Raw genomic sequence first — 17,896 nt, 5'->3', positions numbered from 1 at the left:
CTATAGAATAATCTATATGGGAATTCTCAGAATGTTGGCGACGCTCAAACTTGCATATTATATCATCTCCCCCACTAAAAAAATGAATATTAGCATCCTGGGGAAACCGAAAAAAGTATTGACTTACAAGGGTTACAGAAGTTTTTATCTAAATTTTGATATATCGGACTGATAATTATCAGATATACGCACGCGAATAAATTATATAGTAAAGATTAAATCAATAATTTTAAGGCATAAGAGATTGTGCCTATATTGCTATGAAGTTTTTTCATAACATCTTTCAAAAGAAATAAAAATTGTATTCCTTTAGTTAGAGCCAAAAATACTGAGTCATAGATACTTTAAGTAAAGTAGAACCTGATTTAAGTACCTGTTGATAATTTGATACTTGTAGGCACACAGATAAATCATATTTATCTGTATTATTTCGTGTTTATATCTGGTCTAACAAAAGGTAGAGGCTTATTTCGTCTCGCCTTGAAAATCAACAATGCAAACATCGTCATTTAGTGGAGTTGCCATGTCTGAATTGCTTCAAGCAGTCTTAGATAGTGAAGAAAGAAGTGATTTGCGTTCCTTTCTTAGTGAATTACGCCAACAAGAAAAGAAGTACTTGCTGCGGAACGACATACTCAATGTATATAGTGAGTATTGCTCAAAGTCCCAGAAACCAGAGGCTTATTACACTACCTCTGAGTTAGGCAAACTGATTTACTATACTCAGGAAATTATTCAGGAAGATTCCAACTTCTGTTTCATCATCCGTTCGAAGATTGCTAGCCAAGAAGTTTATTGGTTAACATCAGACTTGAGCATTGAGCCGATGACCGTACAGGATTTGCTGGATTTGCGCGATCGCTTGGTGAACAAATTTCATCCCAACGACGGCGACTTGCTAGAATTGGACTTTGGCCCATTTTACGACTATACCCCAATCATCCGCGACCCCAAAAATATTGGTAAAGGGGTACAATTTCTCAACCGCTATCTATCTAGCAAAATATTTCAAGACTCCAAGCAATTGCTGGACAGCCTATTAAATTTCTTGCGTCTGCACCATTACAACGGTGTCCAACTGCTAGTCAACGATCGCATTCAATCGCAGCAGCAACTTTCCGAGCAAGTTAAGAAAGCTATCGGCTTTGTTAATAATCGCCCCGAAGATGAACCCTACGAACAATTCCGGTTCCAATTGCAGTCAATGGGTTTTGAGCCGGGTTGGGGTAACACCGCAGCACGTGTGCGGGAAACTTTAAATATTCTCGATGAATTGATTGATTCTGCCGACCCCCAGACCCTAGAAGCCTTCATTTCTCGTATCCCGATGATTTTTAGAATCGTCTTGGTGTCGGCTCACGGCTGGTTTGGGCAAGAGGGAGTATTGGGTCGTCCCGATACTGGCGGTCAGGTTGTTTACGTCCTTGACCAGGCTAAGAGCCTAGAGAAGCAGCTACAAGAAGATGTGTTGCTAGCTGGTTTAGAGAAATTGAATGTCGAGCCAAAGGTAATTATTCTTACCCGCTTGATTCCCAATAGTGATGGCACTCTTTGTAATCAACGGCTAGAAAAAGTCCACGGTACCGAAAATGCCTGGATTTTGCGAGTGCCTTTACGGGATTTTAATCCTAACATGACTCAAAACTGGATTTCCCGGTTTGAGTTTTGGCCTTATCTAGAAACTTTCGCCATTGACTCAGAAAGAGAACTACGGGCAGAATTTCAAGGCACACCTGACTTAATAGTTGGCAACTATACTGATGGGAATTTAGTAGCATTCTTACTGGCGCGACGGCTGAAAGTTACTCAATGCAATGTTGCCCATGCTTTGGAAAAATCTAAATACTTGTTCAGTAACCTCTACTGGCAAGAATTAGAGGATAAATATCATTTTTCATTGCAATTCACAGCTGACTTGATTGCGATGAATGCTGCCAATTTTGTGATCAGTAGCACCTACCAAGAAATTGTGGGAACACCGGATAGCGTTGGACAGTACGAGTCTTATAAGTGCTTCACGATGCCGGAGTTGTATCATGTAACCAATGGGATTGAATTATTTAGTCCCAAATTTAATGTTGTACCGCCTGGAGTAAACGAAAATAATTACTTCCCCTACACACGGAGTAAAGATAGAGTCGAGAGCGATCGCCAACGTCTTGCAGAAACACTCTTTACTCTGGAAGACCCCACGCAAATATTTGGCAAACTCGACGATCCTAACAAGCGCCCTCTCTTCTCAATGGCGCGTCTTGACCACATCAAAAACCTCACAGGTTTAGCTGAATGTTATGGTCAAAGTAAAGAATTACAAGAGCATTGCAATTTAATTTTGGTGGCGGGTAAATTGCGCGTCGAAGAATCAGGCGACAACGAAGAACGTGACGAAATTATCAAACTCTACCAAATCATTGAGGAGTACAATCTCCACGGGAAGATTCGTTGGCTGGGTGTGCGCCTAACTAAAACCGATTCTGGTGAAATTTATCGAGTTATTGCCGATCATCAGGGAATTTTTGTACAACCAGCTTTATTTGAAGCTTTTGGTTTGACAATTTTAGAGTCGATGGTTTCAGGATTACCAACTTTTGCGACACAGTTTGGTGGGCCACTAGAGATTATTCAAGATAAAGTTAATGGCTTTTTGATTAACCCAACAAATTTAGATGAGACAGCCACAAAAATTGTGGACTTCATTACTAAATGCGAACAGAATCCTAACTATTGGAATGAAATTTCGCAGCGAGGAATTGATCGAGTCTACAGCACCTATACTTGGAAAATTCACACTACCAAGCTGTTATCATTAGCACGGATTTATGGCTTCTGGAACTTTACCTCGAAGGAGAATCGGGAAGATTTGTTACGTTATCTTGAGGCTTTGTTCTATTTAATTTATAAGCCAAGAGCGCAACAACTATTAGAGCAGCATAAGTATCGGTAATTTGCCATTTGTCATTAGTCATTTGTTATGGTCAAGGACAAATGACTAAGTTGTCAAAGCCCGCCAAGTTCGCTGACCAACTATTCCATCCGTTCCTAAATTCTGCTGGTTTTGAAAGGCTTTGACAGCAGTTTCTGTCAGTGCGCCATAAATCCCATCCACTCTTACGGCATAACCGTTAGCCACTAATAGCCGTTGTAAGACTCTGACAGCAAGACCAGAGCTACCGAAATAAAGAGTCGGCATCGGTTGGCTACTAAACCTCTGGAAACGTCCTGTAGCCTTGATGCGGACTTGGCCTACAGACTGAGAATGCTTTTTAGACTTACCTAAGTTAGAAGAAGCTAGGAACTGATTATTTTTGCTGATTTTCTGAAGTATATGTCCTTTCTCTAGTGCGATCGCTGAGGGAGAAGCCTGGGAAATCTCATCTGTCTGTATAAATTCAGGTGGTGTGACTTGAGCAGTTATCTCCGACTCATTCTGTTTTGACTGCTTTTCGTCATTTTCCATCTGAACTAATTGCTGTCGTGGCAAATTGGTTCCAAATGCTTGTCTTATGGTTAATACGCCCGTCATCATCAGGCCAATTTCAGTCATTGTAGTTCATTTTACTTTAACCAATATTTCTTTTAACTAACAACATTGCTGCTGTTCAGGATAATACATACTGACTAAATAAAAAAGTCATGTACTAATTTTTCAGATAATATTATCATGCTCATATTTGCTCACCTCCGATTTCATCTAATGAGACTAATATTATTATTTTTGTGCCTTTTTTATCTTCAATCAAGCCACGAACTTCTAAGATATGCTATTTAAATCAACGGTTTAGACAATAACATACTATATGATTCTCTGGGAATGCCATCAAAGAAATTTTTCTCGTTACCTTTGGCTCATGCTTGATATGCTGATGCTACTTTTAGCATATTTATACTACCAGCAAAAATCCTGTGAATTCTCTGAGTCTGTTTTTTAAGCATTTATCAATGCAAGATTTGACAATAATGATAAACTCTTGATTTTAAACAATTTGTCCTCCTTTAGAGGGGGTTATCAACTTTTTATCATTCACTTTTATATCGCAGGATACATGCTGGTCGTCACACCATTATCTAGTTTTGTCAACTTTAATCTGGAAAAATTCAGCTATGTTTCCTAAATATTTGCTTTGTAATTGAATTTATATGGCTCCTTCGCCCTATTCTCAGAAAACACATACTTCGACCTCAAGAAGATGAAACCGCACAACGTTGTTGTACGGTCTTGAATTTAAACTAGAGTTGAGACTACTGGATGACAAAGTTACATGGTAGCAATGTAAATAATGTGTATACAATTCTCTGCTTAACGTGTGTTAATTTTTATAACATTTTTAAATGTTAAGAAAGGATGCACCTTATAAGCGCGTAGGTATAGCTCGCCCTTAGACATTGCTTAGTACGCTTAGTTGTGGATGTTGAAAAACTTTTTACCTTTTTTCATCTCGCCACAAAGCAATACCACCTAATAAACCAGTAATATTAGGGATGAGTTTTACATTTAAAGGTAGCTGAAAATTCACTCTTACAGCTTCACCACCGCCAATGTAAAGGTAATCATAATTGAACAGATGTTGTAAGGATGCGATCGCCTTTTCTAAACGCCTATTCCATCTTTTATCACCAATTTTTTCTAACTCTGCACGCCCTAACTGCTGCTCAAAAGTCTCTCCTTTGCGAAATGGATGATGTCCCATTTCCATATTTGGTACTAACTTCCCGTCTACAAATAAAGCTGAACCAAACCCTGTACCGAGAGTAATCACCAGTTCTACACCTTTACCTGCGATCGCACCAAACCCCTGCATGTCTGCATCATTAATCACCCGTACAGGCTTGTTTAAGTGTTTTAATAATGCTGTTTCCAAATCAAATCCAATCCAATCTGGATGTAAGTTTACTGCCGTTTCCGTGACTCCACATCGAACCACGCCAGGAAAACCCACCGAAACACGATGAAATTCACCTTGAGCAGCAGCTAACACAACAATTGCATTAATTACAACATCTGGTGTAGCAGGTTGAGGTGTATCTAAACGCGCTCTTTCTGTTACAGGACTTCCCGTAATATCTAAAACCATAGCCTTAACGCCACTACCACCAATATCAACCGATAGGGTACGAATCGATCCATTTTCTTCAACCATTGAGTTACATCCTTGTTAATGCTTGTTCTTTCGATATTATGCTCTGGTGCATCCGATCGGATTCGGATATTTGGAGAGTCTTTATATTGAGAGGAAAGTGGAAGAGATGAGTTCTCTACTCAACTTAGCGCCAGCAAGGTTTGAGCAACTTATGTCTTAAGATTAAAGAATCGTTCGTGGCTACCCTGCTCCTCACAAAGACGCTCCAGCCTGGAGAGTGCCAACCCTATCGACAACCACAGTTTACTAGTAGTTCGCTTTCGTAACTTGGCGGGGTAAAGGGTAAGGGGGAAAGGTTTTAAATCCCTTACCCTTTCCCCTTTCCCTAGACCTCACAAGCGCATTTTTGGGTTGGCAGACTACTAGTCCTGAGTCCTGAGTAGTATATCAACACATTAGACGCACGACAACATCCATATTTGCTAATGTAGAGATAATGGAAATAGTACTGGCATAGCTGCTTAAAATCTATCGTGCAGCAAATTTCTATTAAAAGTAATAATAAGAGAAAGAATTATGACGGCGTTTGAACCCCAAAGCATCCGCTCTTATAGCCAAGAAGATGTCCAACAAATTCTACACTTAGCGATCGCTCGTCAAGCTAATGACAAAAATACAGAATTTTCTTATGAGCAGATATTAGAAATTGCTGCTGAGTTAGAAATTTCACCTGATTCTTTAAAATTAGCCGAGCGCGACTGGTTAGTACAACAAGGTCAAGTCCAACAGCGAAAAGCTTTTGACGCTTACCGGATTAGAAGATTTCAGAAGCGTCTAGGGAATTATGCAATTTTTAATGGCTTTTTTATACTGTTAAATTTACTAACTGGTGGCGGAATTTCTTGGTCGCTGTACATTTTGCTATTCTGCGGATTACCTGTAGGGCTGGATATATGGAATACTTTTCAAATCAAAGGCGAAGAGTATGAAATAGCATTCCAGAAGTGGAGCCGTAATCATCAGATTAAGAAAACCATCAGCACAGTTTTGAATAAGTGGTTTAAGGTATTACAGGCTTAGTAGATTTGCTTGGCTAAGGTAACTCTCTGTAGACATCGGTAACTCAAAGAAAAACCCCGCAGGAGAAACGGGGTAATATTTACCGCTACCTACATTTGTTGTGTAACATCACTTAAATAAAATTTAAAGAAACACAGCAATTATTAGGATTAAAATTGATATTACATGATTGGCTAAAAGTATTGTTTCTATCTTTATACTGAGATGAGAGTCTATCAATAGTCTGAAAGATGATTTTATCTACAAGTACTTTTCAGATAATAGTAGGTGAAGCAGTTAACAATATTTTGGAGTTGTAAAAGATTAGATAAGCCAGATTATACCTAAATACGGTTTAGTTAAGGGTAAAAACTAAAAGTGGTGTAGCTTGGGTTTCGCTATTCCTCAACGCAATCTACTATTTTTCTTAACTGAACCGTATTGGGTTATATCTGGCTGGAAAACCGAGATTTATTCTTACAGCAAATAATAATAGACTGATATCACAATACCAATAGATATGAAACAGCATCTATAGGAAAAACGAGGAAAGCAAAAAAGTTATTGTGTTCATAGCCGTTTCTGATAGACACTAAATAACGTGTAAAGTTTTACACGTTATTACTACAAGCGTTGGTGATTAAGATTCAAACCCTGTGAAAATCCCAATTATGGTATTTACTTAAGTTTTTCGTAAGCAGCCAAAATAATTTTTTCGGTTTCTTCCCAACTAATACATTTATCAGTTACAGAAACTCCATATTTTAATTCTTCTTTACCAGTAATTGGTTGACTACCTTCATACAAATGTGATTCCAGCATCATGCCAACTATTGATGTATTACCATCTACTATTTGCTGAATAATATTTTCTAAAACAGCACCTTGTAATTTGTAATTTTTATTAGTATTTCCGTGGCTACAGTCGATAACAATTCTTGGTGGTAAATTCGCCTGTTTTAATTTATCTTCTACTAATTTGACATTTGCTGCATCAAAGTTGGGTTGACTACCACCTCTTAAAATTACGTGACCATAGCCATTCCCTTTAGTTTGAAAGACGCTGACTTGTCCGTTTTGATTAATTCCCAGAAAATTATGCGGGTTTCTAGCTGATTGTAGGGCATTCAAAGCTACTTGAATATTGCCATCAGTACCGTTTTTAAAACCCACAGGCATCGAAAGTCCACTTGCCATTTCACGGTGAGTTTGTGATTCGGTCGTGCGTGCCCCAATAGCAGACCATGTAATCAGTTCACTAATGTATTGAGGTATGATCGGATCTAGTGCTTCTGTACCCGCAGGTAATCCCAATTCTGTAATTTTTAATAATAGATCGCGTGCAATTAATAAACCATTCTCTACATGGAAAGAATCATCCATATCTGGATCGTTAATTAATCCTTTCCAACCGACGGTTGTTCTTGGCTTTTCAAAGTATACACGCATTATTAGTAGCAGCTTATCCTGAACTGTCTCAGACAAGGCTTTCAACCTTTCAGAATATTCGAGCGCTGCTTTTGGGTCGTGGATTGAGCATGGGCCAACTACTATAAACTTTCTCCGATCCTGAAAATCCAGGATATCTTCTATTTCCTGCCTGTATGCTAAAACTCTTTGTTCAGCTAATTGTGTTAAAGGTAATTTTGATTTTATTTCATTGGGAGTTAATAAAATGCGATCGTTCTCAATGTTAGCGTTGTCGATATTAGTATTAAATAATTTGTTGTGCATGGGGATGCTTTGGCAATTTTATATACGCACTTCAACTCAAAAGTGTAACACAAACCAATGAAATTTTAAAATAGCTTATTTTGTGCTTGACAAATTTCTAATTACACTGTATTCCGGAAATGTAATAACTTAAAAAGGGGAGAATATTTCCCCCCTTTCTTTTTGCTATTGGATTACTGACTCAGTATTAGTGTATATAATTACTGCCATACAAACACTTTGGCTTCGTATGGCCCTAAGTCAGTTAGTATACCATCATCACCAGATTCGACATCATAATTGCCTGTCCATTCGTGCCATGTACCAGCACTAGGAAAATTAGGAACATGATAGCCAGCTAGGAAGTTTTCTGAGAAATTTGCGATTACGACTACACGAGAACCTTCATCATTCCAACGAGTATAAGCTAATACTTTTGCCTCTGGATTTTCGTGGATAAAGTCAATATTTTCTGTGTAGAGGGCGTGATTACTTTTACGCAGGTTGGTTAAGCCTTTGTATGATTCAAATAAACTACGATTGAGATCGTTACCTAACAGAGTCCAATCAATTTTTGATGATTCAGGTTGTTTGGGTTTGTACTCACCAAATTCCTCTCCCATCCAAATCAAAGGTACGCCAACAGCAGTCATTAGGATGGCAACTCCTAATTTAGCCCGTCTAAAGGCTTCTTCGTCAAAAATCTCACGGTTCCCCAATTCAACCATAATGTGGTTATGGTCATGGTTGGTGAGGTAATTTACTACATTCGTAGCACCCAAGAAGCCTTGGCGTTTGCAGTCAATGACATCTTTGAGACGCTCTAAATCAAATGTATCACCGCAGATATGTTCTAGAATGCAGTGATAGAAACTATCATGCCAGCAACCATCCATTGGCCCGTCTACATTGGTAATGCTGGTAGTTTCAGGAATGTGTTCAGCAACGTTGTAAAAAGGCTTTGCACCAGCAGTTTTTTTAGCTTCCTGAACAATCCAGTGCATGAAGTCGTAATTAGCAATTTGCCGTGCTGCATCATAACGAATACCATCAAGATGATATTCCTGAATCCAGAAACGAATTGTTTCACCAATAAATTTCCGCGCTGGATGAATCTCTAATTTTTCATCATAATGTTCGTAATTAAACTCAGGCCCCCAGTTATTATCAGGGTCACGGGGTTCATGATGATACCAATAATCGTGGTCAATTTGTGTTAGGGGAGCAGATGCTTCTGAGTGGTTATAAATACCGTCAATAATCACACGAATTCCTCTACCATGACACTCATCAATCAATTTTTTTAACTCAGCAGTAGAACCATAGCTTGATTCTGTTGCAAAAAAGTGGCGAGGATTATAACCCCAACTATAATCACCAGGATATTCTTTAAGTGGCATCAACTCAATAGCATTGACTCCTAGTTCACACAAATAATCTAACTTTTCAATGACATGTTTGTATTTACCTCGTGCATAAGGATCATCCTCGCCACCAGAAAAGTCACCAACGTGTAATTCATAAATTACTAATTCTTTGTCAGCAGGTAAAGGTTTATCATCATGTTGCCAGACATAAGTATCAGTAATTCTTTCACCATCTTTTACATGGATAACACTATCATCTTTTCCACTCAGTTCATCTATATCAGTTGCATAAGGGTCTGTAACATCAACCCATTGTTCTGGTTCAAAAAACCATGAATTTGACTGGATGCGAAATTTATATTTATAAACGCCGTCTTCTAGTTCAACACTTGTACGAAAATAGCCATCATCTCCTTTTTCCATTGGTATTTCTTGCCAATCAGAAAAAGAACCAATTAATGCGGCTCCTTTGTTGTATGGTGCAAATAAATTAAATTCAATTGGCTTTGCCATAGAAGTGTTTGTAATATCAAGGGTTGATAGACGTATTCTCTGATGCTTAATTGAATTTACAAATCGGTCTAGAGAAATAATTATTTAACCAGCGCTTCTCTCTTGAGGATGAGTTTATAAATATTTTATAAAAATTACTATTTTTTGGCGATTTTTGACTGTTTATCGCATTTATTTTTAACCTAAAAAACTACTAAAGTTTAAATACTATTAATCAAGCTACAAAATTTATATAAATAAGCTAATGACTTTTTATGATTTTTTTTAAATAGCAGATATTTAGTAAAAAAAATATGTTTTTGTCTAAATATCTGCTGTATCAGATTATTCAATTTTGCCGTTAGTTTGTTGTAAATAACTTAAAAACCAATTAGCCGCCGTTGCTCTGCGAGTTTGCCGTGGCCCAAATTCACCAATTTTGTACCCTTTGAAACCCAGCTTTTCTTTTAGCATTTGTTTGTTTTCAGCAGGGATGGAACGAGTTAACTTCACTGTTGCAGGGCGAGATTCTATGAAATTTGGTGGTTGTGGGTAATCCTCTTGCCATTCTGGTGCAACTTGGCTAGTGTCCCATTGTGCAGTTGAAGAATCATAGCGATAGCCTAAATAATGCCATAGCAACTGGTTGACTGTGGCATCATCAAGTTTATCGTCAAGAATTGCCCAAATTGTTGCTGTATTGAGTGGTGGCAGGTTAGACATAAGCAATTCAAAATTCCAGGTTGAAAAACGGACTACTACTTAATTAAATTCACAACAATTAGCAGAGTAGTGAAAAATACTTTATCATTACTCTGCTACACTCCCAAAGATAGGGATAATTGCGATCGCACCTTCAAGGTATGACGCTTAGAGTTAAAAACAGATTGTGTATACACAAACTAGGTAAACTGGAATCGTAAAGATTAGACCAGTTTATGCAGAATTCTACAGCACTGCCAAAGATCATTCGCGCCCATGTATTCATCTCTGGCCGAGTCCAAGGAGTGGGTTATCGCTATTCCACTGTCGATACAGCTAGCCAGTTGGGATTAACCGGTTGGGTGCGAAATCTCCCTGATAATCGAGTAGAGGCAGTCTTTGAAGGGGCGCGAGAGGTTGTAGATGATATGGTTCGCTGGTGTCACTCTGGGCCACCTGCTGCTGTGGTTAAAGATGTTGTCGTTGAGTATGAAGTACCGGAAGGGTTGCGGGGATTTGAAGTTAAGCGGGTTGATTAGAGAGTTAGAACATCTTCTATTGTGTCTCCTGGTCTTGGCTCAACTCATATATAATCTGCTCCATAGAGGATATAGAATCGTGTGTTGAGGTAGCTTTTGCTTGCGAAAATCGCTGCCAGATCGCCATACAATGAGTTAATCTACGGTTTTTTGCTTGATTTTGGGAATTCTAAATCTAATCAGCTATAGAAACCGCAGATGTATATGACTCAATTTAAGGTATGTGACTCAAGACAATGGCAATTTCTGCCCTTGGTAACAGGTCGCAGTATTATTCTTTTTAGCAGCATTTTGTTATTTTCAGAATCAAATGTGGCAATTGCTAGACAGCAGGCGGTAAATGTTGCACAGATGACGCAGACAAGTTCGCCAGATGCAACTCTGGCTGTTGCTAAACTTGCATATCAAGAAGGGAAGCAACTATATCAGCAAGGAACAGCAGAATCTCTGTTAAAAGCGATCGCAAAATTTGAGCAAGCACTTTTACTATATCGTCAAGCGAGCGATCGCTCCAATGGGCAAAACCTACGCTCCTTAGAAGCTGACACCCTCGTTTATATTGGCAAAATCTACTCAAATTTAGGAGAAAAGCAGAAGGCACTGGATTATTACAAGCAATCCTTACCTCTATCTGAACAAGTGGGGGACAAGCAAGCCCAAGGTACTACGCTAAATAACATTGGCAAAATCTACTCAGAGTTAGCAGAAAAGCAAAAGGCGCTGGATTACTACAACCAATCCATATCCTTAAGGCGACAAGTGGGAGACAAAAATGGTGAAGCTATTAGCCTCAATAATATCGGCTCCGTCTACCATTTCCTCGGAGAAAAGCAAAAGGCGTTGGATTACTACAACCAATCGCTGTCTCTCAAACGACAGGTGGGAAACAAGGCAGGGATAGCGACTACTCTGAACAACATTGGCAAAGTCTACTTAGATTTAGGAGAGAAGCAAAAAGCACTCTCATACTTCAGCCAAGCCCTGTCTTTATACCAACAGGCTAAAGACGCAGAGAAAGAAGGAATACCAACTGCTCTGAGCAATATTGGCACAGTTTATTTAGAGTTAGCAGAACAGCAAAAAGCACTCTCATACTTTAGCCAAGCCCTGATTTTATACCGACAGGCGGGAGACAAAGGAGGGATAGCAACTGCTCTAAACAATATTGGCAAAGCTTACTCAAATTTAGGAGAACACCAAAAGGCGCTAGATTATTACAGCCAATCTTTGCTGCTATATCAACAGACAGGGAACAAAGCAAGGGAAGCACGTACACTCTATAACATCGCTTTTGTTCAACACGACGCAGGCAATTTTCAGTCTGCCCTGACTCAGATAGAGAGAGTCATCAAAATTGTTGAAGACCTTCGTATCAAAATTGACTCTCAGGAACTCCGCACTTCCTATTTTGCCACAGTGCAGAATTATTATGAGTTTTATGTCGATTTGCTGATGCAGTTACACAAACAGCAACCATCTCAAGGATATGATGCTTTAGCACTGCAAGCCAGCGAACGCGCCCGCGCCCGCAGCCTTTTGGAACTACTTGCAGAAGCCAACGCTGATATTCGCCAAGGTGTAGAGCCAAAGTTACTTGCTCAAGAACATAACTTGCAGCAACAACTCGATGTTTTAGAAAAACGTCGGATACAAGTATTAGGCGGTAAGCATACCGAAGCGCAGGTGCAAGCTTTAGAAGAAGACACCGAGGTACTTCTAGAACAGTATAAACAAGTCCAGGCACAAATTCGTGCCACTAGTCCGCGTTATGCAGCGCTGACTCAACCTCAGCCTCTCTCACTCGTGCAAATTCAACAGCAAGTACTTGATGAAAACACTCTGCTTTTAGAATATTCTTTGGGGGAAAAGCGCAGTTATCTTTGGGCAGTTACTAATAAGAGTATCACCAGTTATGAACTACCCAAGCGTGCAGAGATTGAAGCTACAGTGCAAAAGTTCCGTCAAGAAATCACTACCCCATATCTGAAGCATAGTCCGTCTCTAGATGCTCTATCTCAACAAATACTTGCACCAGTAGTCCAGCAACTGCAAAAGAAACGTTTAGCGATCGCCAGCGATGGTGCTTTGCAATATGTGCCATTTGCTGCCCTCACAACAGGTAGCAGTCGCAATTATGAACCATTACTGCTCAATCACGAAATCATTACTCTCCCTTCAGCGTCTACATTAGCTATCCTCAGAAGCGAACACAAAGGACGTAAATCTGCTCCTAAAACCTTAGTTGTATTGGCAGATCCGATTTTTAACAGTGATGATGAGCGTCTCCAAAATAAAGCACAAGTATCTCGTCCAACTGCGCCAGAGAGCAATTTAGACAACCTGGCTTTAACCAGATCCACCCAAGACTCAGACATTAGCTTTGAACGTCTGCGCTTTACACGTCAAGAAGCCGAGCAAATTCTTTCTCTTGTACCAATTAGCGATCGCAAGCAAGCTTTTGATTTTAACGCTAGTCGTACAACTGCAAGCAGCGAAAATTTGAGTCAATATCGCATCATCCATTTCGCTACGCATGGCATTCTCAACAGCAAGCATCCAGAATTATCAGGAGTGGTGTTATCGCTATTTGACGACAAGGGAATGCCACAAAATGGCTTTTTGCGCTTGCACGATATCTTCAACCTCAACCTGCAAGCAGAACTGGTAGTACTCAGCGCCTGTAAAACCGGACTGGGAGAAGAAGTTAAGGGAGAAGGATTGGTAGGGTTAACCAGAGGGTTTATGTATGCAAGCAGCCCGCGAGTCGTAGTTAGCCTGTGGAGTGTAGATGACCAGGCAACATCTGAACTTATGAAGGTATTTTACAAAAAGATGCTGCAAGAAGGATTAAAGCCAGCAGCAGCTTTGCGGACAGCACAAATAGAAATATGGCGCACTCAAAAATATGCCGCACCCTATTACTGGGCACCTTTCACTCTACAAGGTGAATGGAAATAAAGAGGCAAGGGAGCAGGGGCAGGGAGCAGAGGGGAAAGAGGTAATTTTTATCTCCCCCTTGCCCCCTGCCTGACAGGTGTAGGTTTTTTACAAGAGTGTGAGTATTCATTCACAAAGTCAGAAAATAAAAGCAGACTCAAAGAGTGAAACAGAGGCTCAAATGCTAAAAAATGAGTACCTCAAACAGTGGACAAGAATAGTGTCAGAGAAAATGCCAAATCTGTCGATACCGCAAGTGGTAGGACTGGCAACATGGAGTTTTGGCAATCTTGGTGAGGTCGCAACTATTTAGTTAACACTTACAGTAGTTTTCAAATTAAGAGACTATACCACACCTTGCTCCTTGCCCTAGATGTAGTCTATACGTTTAAAATTTGTTGCCAATTTCAATTATTTTTGTTTGTTGCAATCAATTTTTTAACTATTTTCTTAACTGTCTTATCTGTCATTGCATTTTGTTTGCGATGACGGCAGAATACAACGTGACAGTAAAAATTATTTGTCAAAAATGCAATTATCTCAATAGACTTGATTCTTTTTAGGGAGAAAAATTAGTGAGTTCGTTAGAGCAAAAACATACCTATATCTTAACACAAGATAAAGATATTAACCTGTCTGGTAATCCTATTCAAACTGAAAATTTTTGTATTCAAAATACTCTCCGAGATGGAGGGAAAATCCGCTTCAAAATTCGTTATTCTGCCGAACTACAGGGTTTTTGCCTGCTGGAAGTTTTTCTGATCAGAGCGCAGAACAGAACACAAACTGCTAGCATGACTATTCCCAACGGTGGCTCGACAGCTACTGTTCAAGAACAAGAACAAGAATTTAGTATTTGGGAGCCAGGAGATTATTACTTCTTTTTCAAAATGTCTTCTAATAATGGATCTTTTTTGATCGAGGATTATCAACTTTATTGGTCAGCTAGTTAATTAGTTTAAAATCTTTTCCATCTGCCATCATTTAAAAATGTAGATAGTTCTGGGTGTTGCTAATTCAAGACAAAAAAGCTCACGCTCCAGATAAATCTGAGCAAAGAAAAACTCCGCCCATAATTTCGGTAAGCATCGAAGCGTGAGAGAAAATGTACCCGATAGTTAGTTTTTCAAGCACGTTTTTGCAATGATTTATATTCAAATTCAGCAACACCTAGTTGTTTTTTAAAGTAAGCGCGGTAGAGTTGGCAACGCGGTAGGATGCTATCGCCTTCATAAGTGATTAATCCCAAGCTTTCGAGTTTATGAGCATCAATGGGATTCAAAGAAACGCTTTGCTTTGAGCTAACAACTTCAATATATGCCTTTACCAAACTGGAATTTTCTTGCAGAATTGCCCAGTGTCGCCATAAATGATAACGGTAGATACCGCCGTTAGCGATCGCCTCATCTATTACTTCCTCTAAGGTGATTCCTTGACAGCATATATAATACAGAGCAATCCGAATTAGCGCTGGATGTCCCCCCACTAGAGACATCAGTTGCGTAACCTCGTTCTGAGAAGTCCAGTCTAGTCCATGCCGTTGGGCCAAATACTCTACTTGATGCTTAGTAAATTCTGGCAGACGGATTGGTAGTCCAATATTAAATGGGGAACGGTTGATATCCAGAGAGACGTAAACTTCTGTGGAATAAACCACCAGTAGCCTAAGCTTCTGCAAGTTAGCATCTTGTCGCGCTTCTTCATACCAAGAGCGTAACAAACCAAAGAACTCCTGAGCAATTTGAGGATATTCAAAAAAGTGGTCAACTTCATTTAACACTAAAACCACTGGACTTTTACTCTGCTTCAGTAAGTAGGATTGTAAGTATAAACTGCAACTTAATTTACAGCCTATTTCCTCATCCCAGTTTTCATCTAGCTTGGGGTCTATGCCTAATTCTGTTGCAATTTGCCAGCAAAAAGAACGCAAAAACTTGTTTAAGTCTGTCAGACAGGTTGCATCCATTTGCTTGCAATTCAGGTTCACAGCGCGATAACCTTGCATCTGGGCAAAAGCCAATAGCCGCAACACAAGAGAAGTTTTTCCCATCTCTCTTGGCGCTCGAATTCGGATCACACAGCCTGGTTGAATTATTTCTCGATAAACTAGTTCTTCAATGGGAGGACGTTCGACATAGAAGGGGGAATCTAGAGCTACGGGGCCATCTGGGTATGACCAAAGATTTTCGAGTTGGTTATGGTGCTGGGTAACAAAGGATTCTAAGGATAAATGCGGGGATAATTTCTTTTCTCCGGTATCTAAACTCGACAATCGAGTTGGAGAGACTACAGTAGTATTCGGTTCACTCAAAATTGTGTAGTCTTCCCTGTGTAATTCTAGGTTAAAGGCGGTAAAGCACAATTTTAAGGTTTTTTGATCCACGCCTGTATTCAACGACCATAATCGGTTCAGGGTTTTGGTTGAAACATTCATGCGATCGCCTAAATCTTCTAGAGTGAAGTGATTGCCATTGTTTTGAACCTTTTCCATAGCCAGAATCGCCGCTTGTAAACGCTTCAATCCAGCGATCGTTAGGACAATTCCTCGCTTTCGCGTACTCTTAGATTGCTTCATATTGCTAATCATCTATCTGTTTTTTCTTTACTGCCTTAACTATCTCCCCATTGTTTCATGTTTTAAAACAGTTATTCAACAGTTACTTAACTGTTATTAAAATGTTCAATCTTTGGTAAAAAAAGATACTTAATTATTTTATAAGATTTAGATAAGTGGGTATAAACAAAAATAACTCTTTTCTTTCTACTACGGTAAGCTGCTGATGCTTACACATCAAGTGTTTTTTACTACTTGCAAATAATAAATGACTGCCTTAATAGTTCACTTTATTTATGCAAAGTGCCTAAATATTACTTAAAGTTATTTCTTATCTGGTATTGATTTGGATTTTGGAGTGCAAGACTTCTGGGGTTTTGGGAAAAGGGAAAGAAAAACCTTTAACCCAAACCCGATTCCGAGTTAAAAATGCACTCTGAGTTAAAAATGCACAAAGCGAGGAGTATTGCTACGCCACCTAAGCTTCTCAAAATTAGCAATTTTTTGAGATGTAACACGCAGTAGGGGCGTACAGCTAGCTGCACGCCCCTACTAAAGACCTATATTTTATGCACCTGAAAAACGCTACAATCTTTTACCAGTAAGGGTAAAGGCGTTATCCAAGTATTAGAATCCGTTATTTAAGGGCATTAGAGGAATTTAAAAGTGGCTAAAGTTACAGTGAAACACTTTTAAAAAAACCTCTTAGCGTCGAACTTGGTTGGAGATATTTTTGCCTGTCTGTGCTGCACTGTTCCCTACATCATTAGCAGTTTCTTTGGCGCCCTTTACGTATCCACCTCCAAACTCTTTAAAGGCTTCTCCTGACTGTTGCCCAATCTTCTGAAGTCGTTCACCAGGAGAATCTTCGGTTTCACGAGCATCCTTAAACCACTGCCCTACTGTTTTCGGTCTTTCAGCATCATTTTGCTCTACCTGTTGGCGGACTCTCTCCTTTAAGCCTTTATCATTCTGCCCCTGCTCATAATTAACATTCGTTGTCAGCACTAGAAAACCAACTAGGACAACAGCCAAAAAACGTGTTACCTGAAGTCCTTTAAGCATGGAACTGATGTTACCAATCTTTCTAGAAATTAAATTTATCATGCCAATTCACTTGTTTTTAGAGTACAAATAAACATTAACTATAAAAGGGTAATTATCCTTCTAGCAAAAGGCATAACTCAGTTAGAAAAAAGAAATCTTTTTTAAACCTTGCGGAGGAGGTGGTTTGTTAGACAAATAGATATTTGTATTCATTTATGTACAAGAGCAACCAGCAATACTGCCTTTAGCTAGAGAGTTTACATAATAAGCGAGAGATAGCCGATGCTGAAGCAATTAAATTGTTATTCCAAATAGGATAAAGGGCTAAATTTCAGTATATCAAGAAAAATTTGAGGTTGGGTTAAGCAAAGTGCAACCCAACAAAACCCCAAAAAAGTTGGGTTTACT

13 protein-coding genes are annotated in these 17,896 nt (G+C 39.3%); 6 read left to right on the top strand and 7 right to left on the bottom strand.

Going from position 1 to position 17,896, the window contains the following annotated elements:
- The first annotated feature begins 523 nt into the window (after positions 1–523).
- Complete coding sequence (locus G1O98_RS01440; RefSeq protein ID WP_163926841.1) at positions 524–2,944, top strand: sucrose synthase; 2,421 nt, start codon at positions 524–526, stop codon at positions 2,942–2,944.
- A 45-nt stretch (positions 2,945–2,989) separates the two neighbouring features.
- On the opposite strand, the gene G1O98_RS01435 is transcribed toward G1O98_RS01440, so the two are convergent.
- Together G1O98_RS01435 and G1O98_RS01430 are read right to left on the bottom strand one after the other, a co-directional pair.
- Positions 2,990–3,544 carry a peptidoglycan-binding protein gene (locus tag G1O98_RS01435; protein ID WP_163926835.1) on the bottom strand — a complete coding sequence of 185 codons (555 nt, stop codon included), beginning with the start codon at positions 3,542–3,544 and terminating at the stop codon, positions 2,990–2,992.
- An 877-nt stretch (positions 3,545–4,421) separates the two neighbouring features.
- Entirely contained in the window at positions 4,422–5,138 is a 717-nt protein-coding gene (locus tag G1O98_RS01430; protein WP_114085806.1) for an ROK family protein, read from the bottom strand.
- A gap of 516 nt (positions 5,139–5,654) precedes the next feature.
- Here G1O98_RS01430 and G1O98_RS01425 point away from each other — a divergent pair.
- On the top strand, positions 5,655–6,158 hold the full coding sequence (locus G1O98_RS01425; RefSeq protein ID WP_163926834.1) for a 2TM domain-containing protein: 504 nt from the start codon (positions 5,655–5,657) through the stop codon (positions 6,156–6,158).
- 657 nt (positions 6,159–6,815) lie between these two features.
- Here G1O98_RS01425 and G1O98_RS01420 read toward each other — a convergent pair.
- The 3 genes from G1O98_RS01420 to G1O98_RS01410 form a co-directional block, all read right to left on the bottom strand.
- On the bottom strand, positions 6,816–7,871 hold the full coding sequence (locus G1O98_RS01420) for a 3-deoxy-7-phosphoheptulonate synthase (protein WP_163926833.1): 1,056 nt from the start codon (positions 7,869–7,871) through the stop codon (positions 6,816–6,818).
- Between the two features lie 200 nt (positions 7,872–8,071).
- Entirely contained in the window at positions 8,072–9,730 is a 1,659-nt protein-coding gene (locus G1O98_RS01415) for an alpha-amylase family glycosyl hydrolase (protein ID WP_163926832.1), read from the bottom strand.
- Between the two features lie 324 nt (positions 9,731–10,054).
- Positions 10,055–10,432 (bottom strand): DUF1823 family protein, encoded by a 378-nt coding sequence (locus tag G1O98_RS01410; RefSeq protein WP_163926831.1) that lies wholly within the window; start codon positions 10,430–10,432, stop codon positions 10,055–10,057.
- Between the two features lie 215 nt (positions 10,433–10,647).
- On the opposite strand from G1O98_RS01410, the gene G1O98_RS01405 reads away from it, so the two are divergent.
- The 4 genes from G1O98_RS01405 to G1O98_RS01390 all read left to right on the top strand — a co-directional run bounded on the left by G1O98_RS01405 (position 10,648) and on the right by G1O98_RS01390 (position 14,840).
- Positions 10,648–10,950, top strand: coding sequence for an acylphosphatase (locus G1O98_RS01405; protein WP_163926830.1), 303 nt, complete (start codon positions 10,648–10,650; stop codon positions 10,948–10,950).
- 204 nt (positions 10,951–11,154) lie between these two features.
- Complete coding sequence (locus tag G1O98_RS01400) at positions 11,155–13,908, top strand: CHAT domain-containing protein (RefSeq protein ID WP_163926829.1); 2,754 nt, start codon at positions 11,155–11,157, stop codon at positions 13,906–13,908.
- 160 nt (positions 13,909–14,068) lie between these two features.
- On the top strand, positions 14,069–14,200 hold the full coding sequence (locus tag G1O98_RS40555) for a hypothetical protein (protein WP_265578571.1): 132 nt from the start codon (positions 14,069–14,071) through the stop codon (positions 14,198–14,200).
- Between the two features lie 262 nt (positions 14,201–14,462).
- Positions 14,463–14,840, top strand: a complete 378-nt coding sequence (locus tag G1O98_RS01390; protein WP_163926828.1) for a hypothetical protein — start codon at positions 14,463–14,465, stop codon at positions 14,838–14,840.
- A gap of 173 nt (positions 14,841–15,013) precedes the next feature.
- Here G1O98_RS01390 and G1O98_RS01385 read toward each other — a convergent pair whose 3' ends face one another.
- Together G1O98_RS01385 and G1O98_RS01380 are read right to left on the bottom strand one after the other, a co-directional pair.
- Positions 15,014–16,462, bottom strand: a complete 1,449-nt coding sequence (locus tag G1O98_RS01385; RefSeq protein WP_167306170.1) for an AAA-like domain-containing protein — start codon at positions 16,460–16,462, stop codon at positions 15,014–15,016.
- Positions 16,463–17,146: 684 nt separating this feature from the next.
- A complete protein-coding gene (locus G1O98_RS01380; RefSeq protein ID WP_163926826.1) occupies positions 17,147–17,548 on the bottom strand; it encodes a hypothetical protein in 402 nt (133 codons plus the stop codon).
- Positions 17,549–17,896 lie beyond the last annotated feature (348 nt).

Origin of the sequence: Nostoc sp. UIC 10630 (genome assembly GCF_010747425.1) — a bacterium.
In the GTDB taxonomy this organism is placed as follows: domain Bacteria; phylum Cyanobacteriota; class Cyanobacteriia; order Cyanobacteriales; family Nostocaceae; genus Nostoc.
This window is presented reverse-complemented; position numbering and strand designations above follow the sequence as displayed.

Bases quoted from the DNA above. Each gene is read 5' to 3' on its own strand.
- G1O98_RS01440 (WP_163926841.1), top strand. From the start codon at position 524: ATGTCTGAATTGCTTCAAGCAGTCTTAGATAGTGAAGAAAGAAGTGAT.
- G1O98_RS01435 (WP_163926835.1), bottom strand. From the start codon at position 3,544: ATGACTGAAATTGGCCTGATGATGACGGGCGTATTAACCATAAGACAA.
- G1O98_RS01430 (WP_114085806.1), bottom strand. From the start codon at position 5,138: ATGGTTGAAGAAAATGGATCGATTCGTACCCTATCGGTTGATATTGGT.
- G1O98_RS01425 (WP_163926834.1), top strand. From the start codon at position 5,655: ATGACGGCGTTTGAACCCCAAAGCATCCGCTCTTATAGCCAAGAAGAT.
- G1O98_RS01420 (WP_163926833.1), bottom strand. From the start codon at position 7,871: ATGCACAACAAATTATTTAATACTAATATCGACAACGCTAACATTGAG.
- G1O98_RS01415 (WP_163926832.1), bottom strand. From the start codon at position 9,730: ATGGCAAAGCCAATTGAATTTAATTTATTTGCACCATACAACAAAGGA.
- G1O98_RS01410 (WP_163926831.1), bottom strand. From the start codon at position 10,432: ATGTCTAACCTGCCACCACTCAATACAGCAACAATTTGGGCAATTCTT.
- G1O98_RS01405 (WP_163926830.1), top strand. From the start codon at position 10,648: ATGCAGAATTCTACAGCACTGCCAAAGATCATTCGCGCCCATGTATTC.
- G1O98_RS01400 (WP_163926829.1), top strand. From the start codon at position 11,155: ATGACTCAATTTAAGGTATGTGACTCAAGACAATGGCAATTTCTGCCC.
- G1O98_RS40555 (WP_265578571.1), top strand. From the start codon at position 14,069: ATGCTAAAAAATGAGTACCTCAAACAGTGGACAAGAATAGTGTCAGAG.
- G1O98_RS01385 (WP_167306170.1), bottom strand. From the start codon at position 16,462: ATGAAGCAATCTAAGAGTACGCGAAAGCGAGGAATTGTCCTAACGATC.
- G1O98_RS01380 (WP_163926826.1), bottom strand. From the start codon at position 17,548: ATGATAAATTTAATTTCTAGAAAGATTGGTAACATCAGTTCCATGCTT.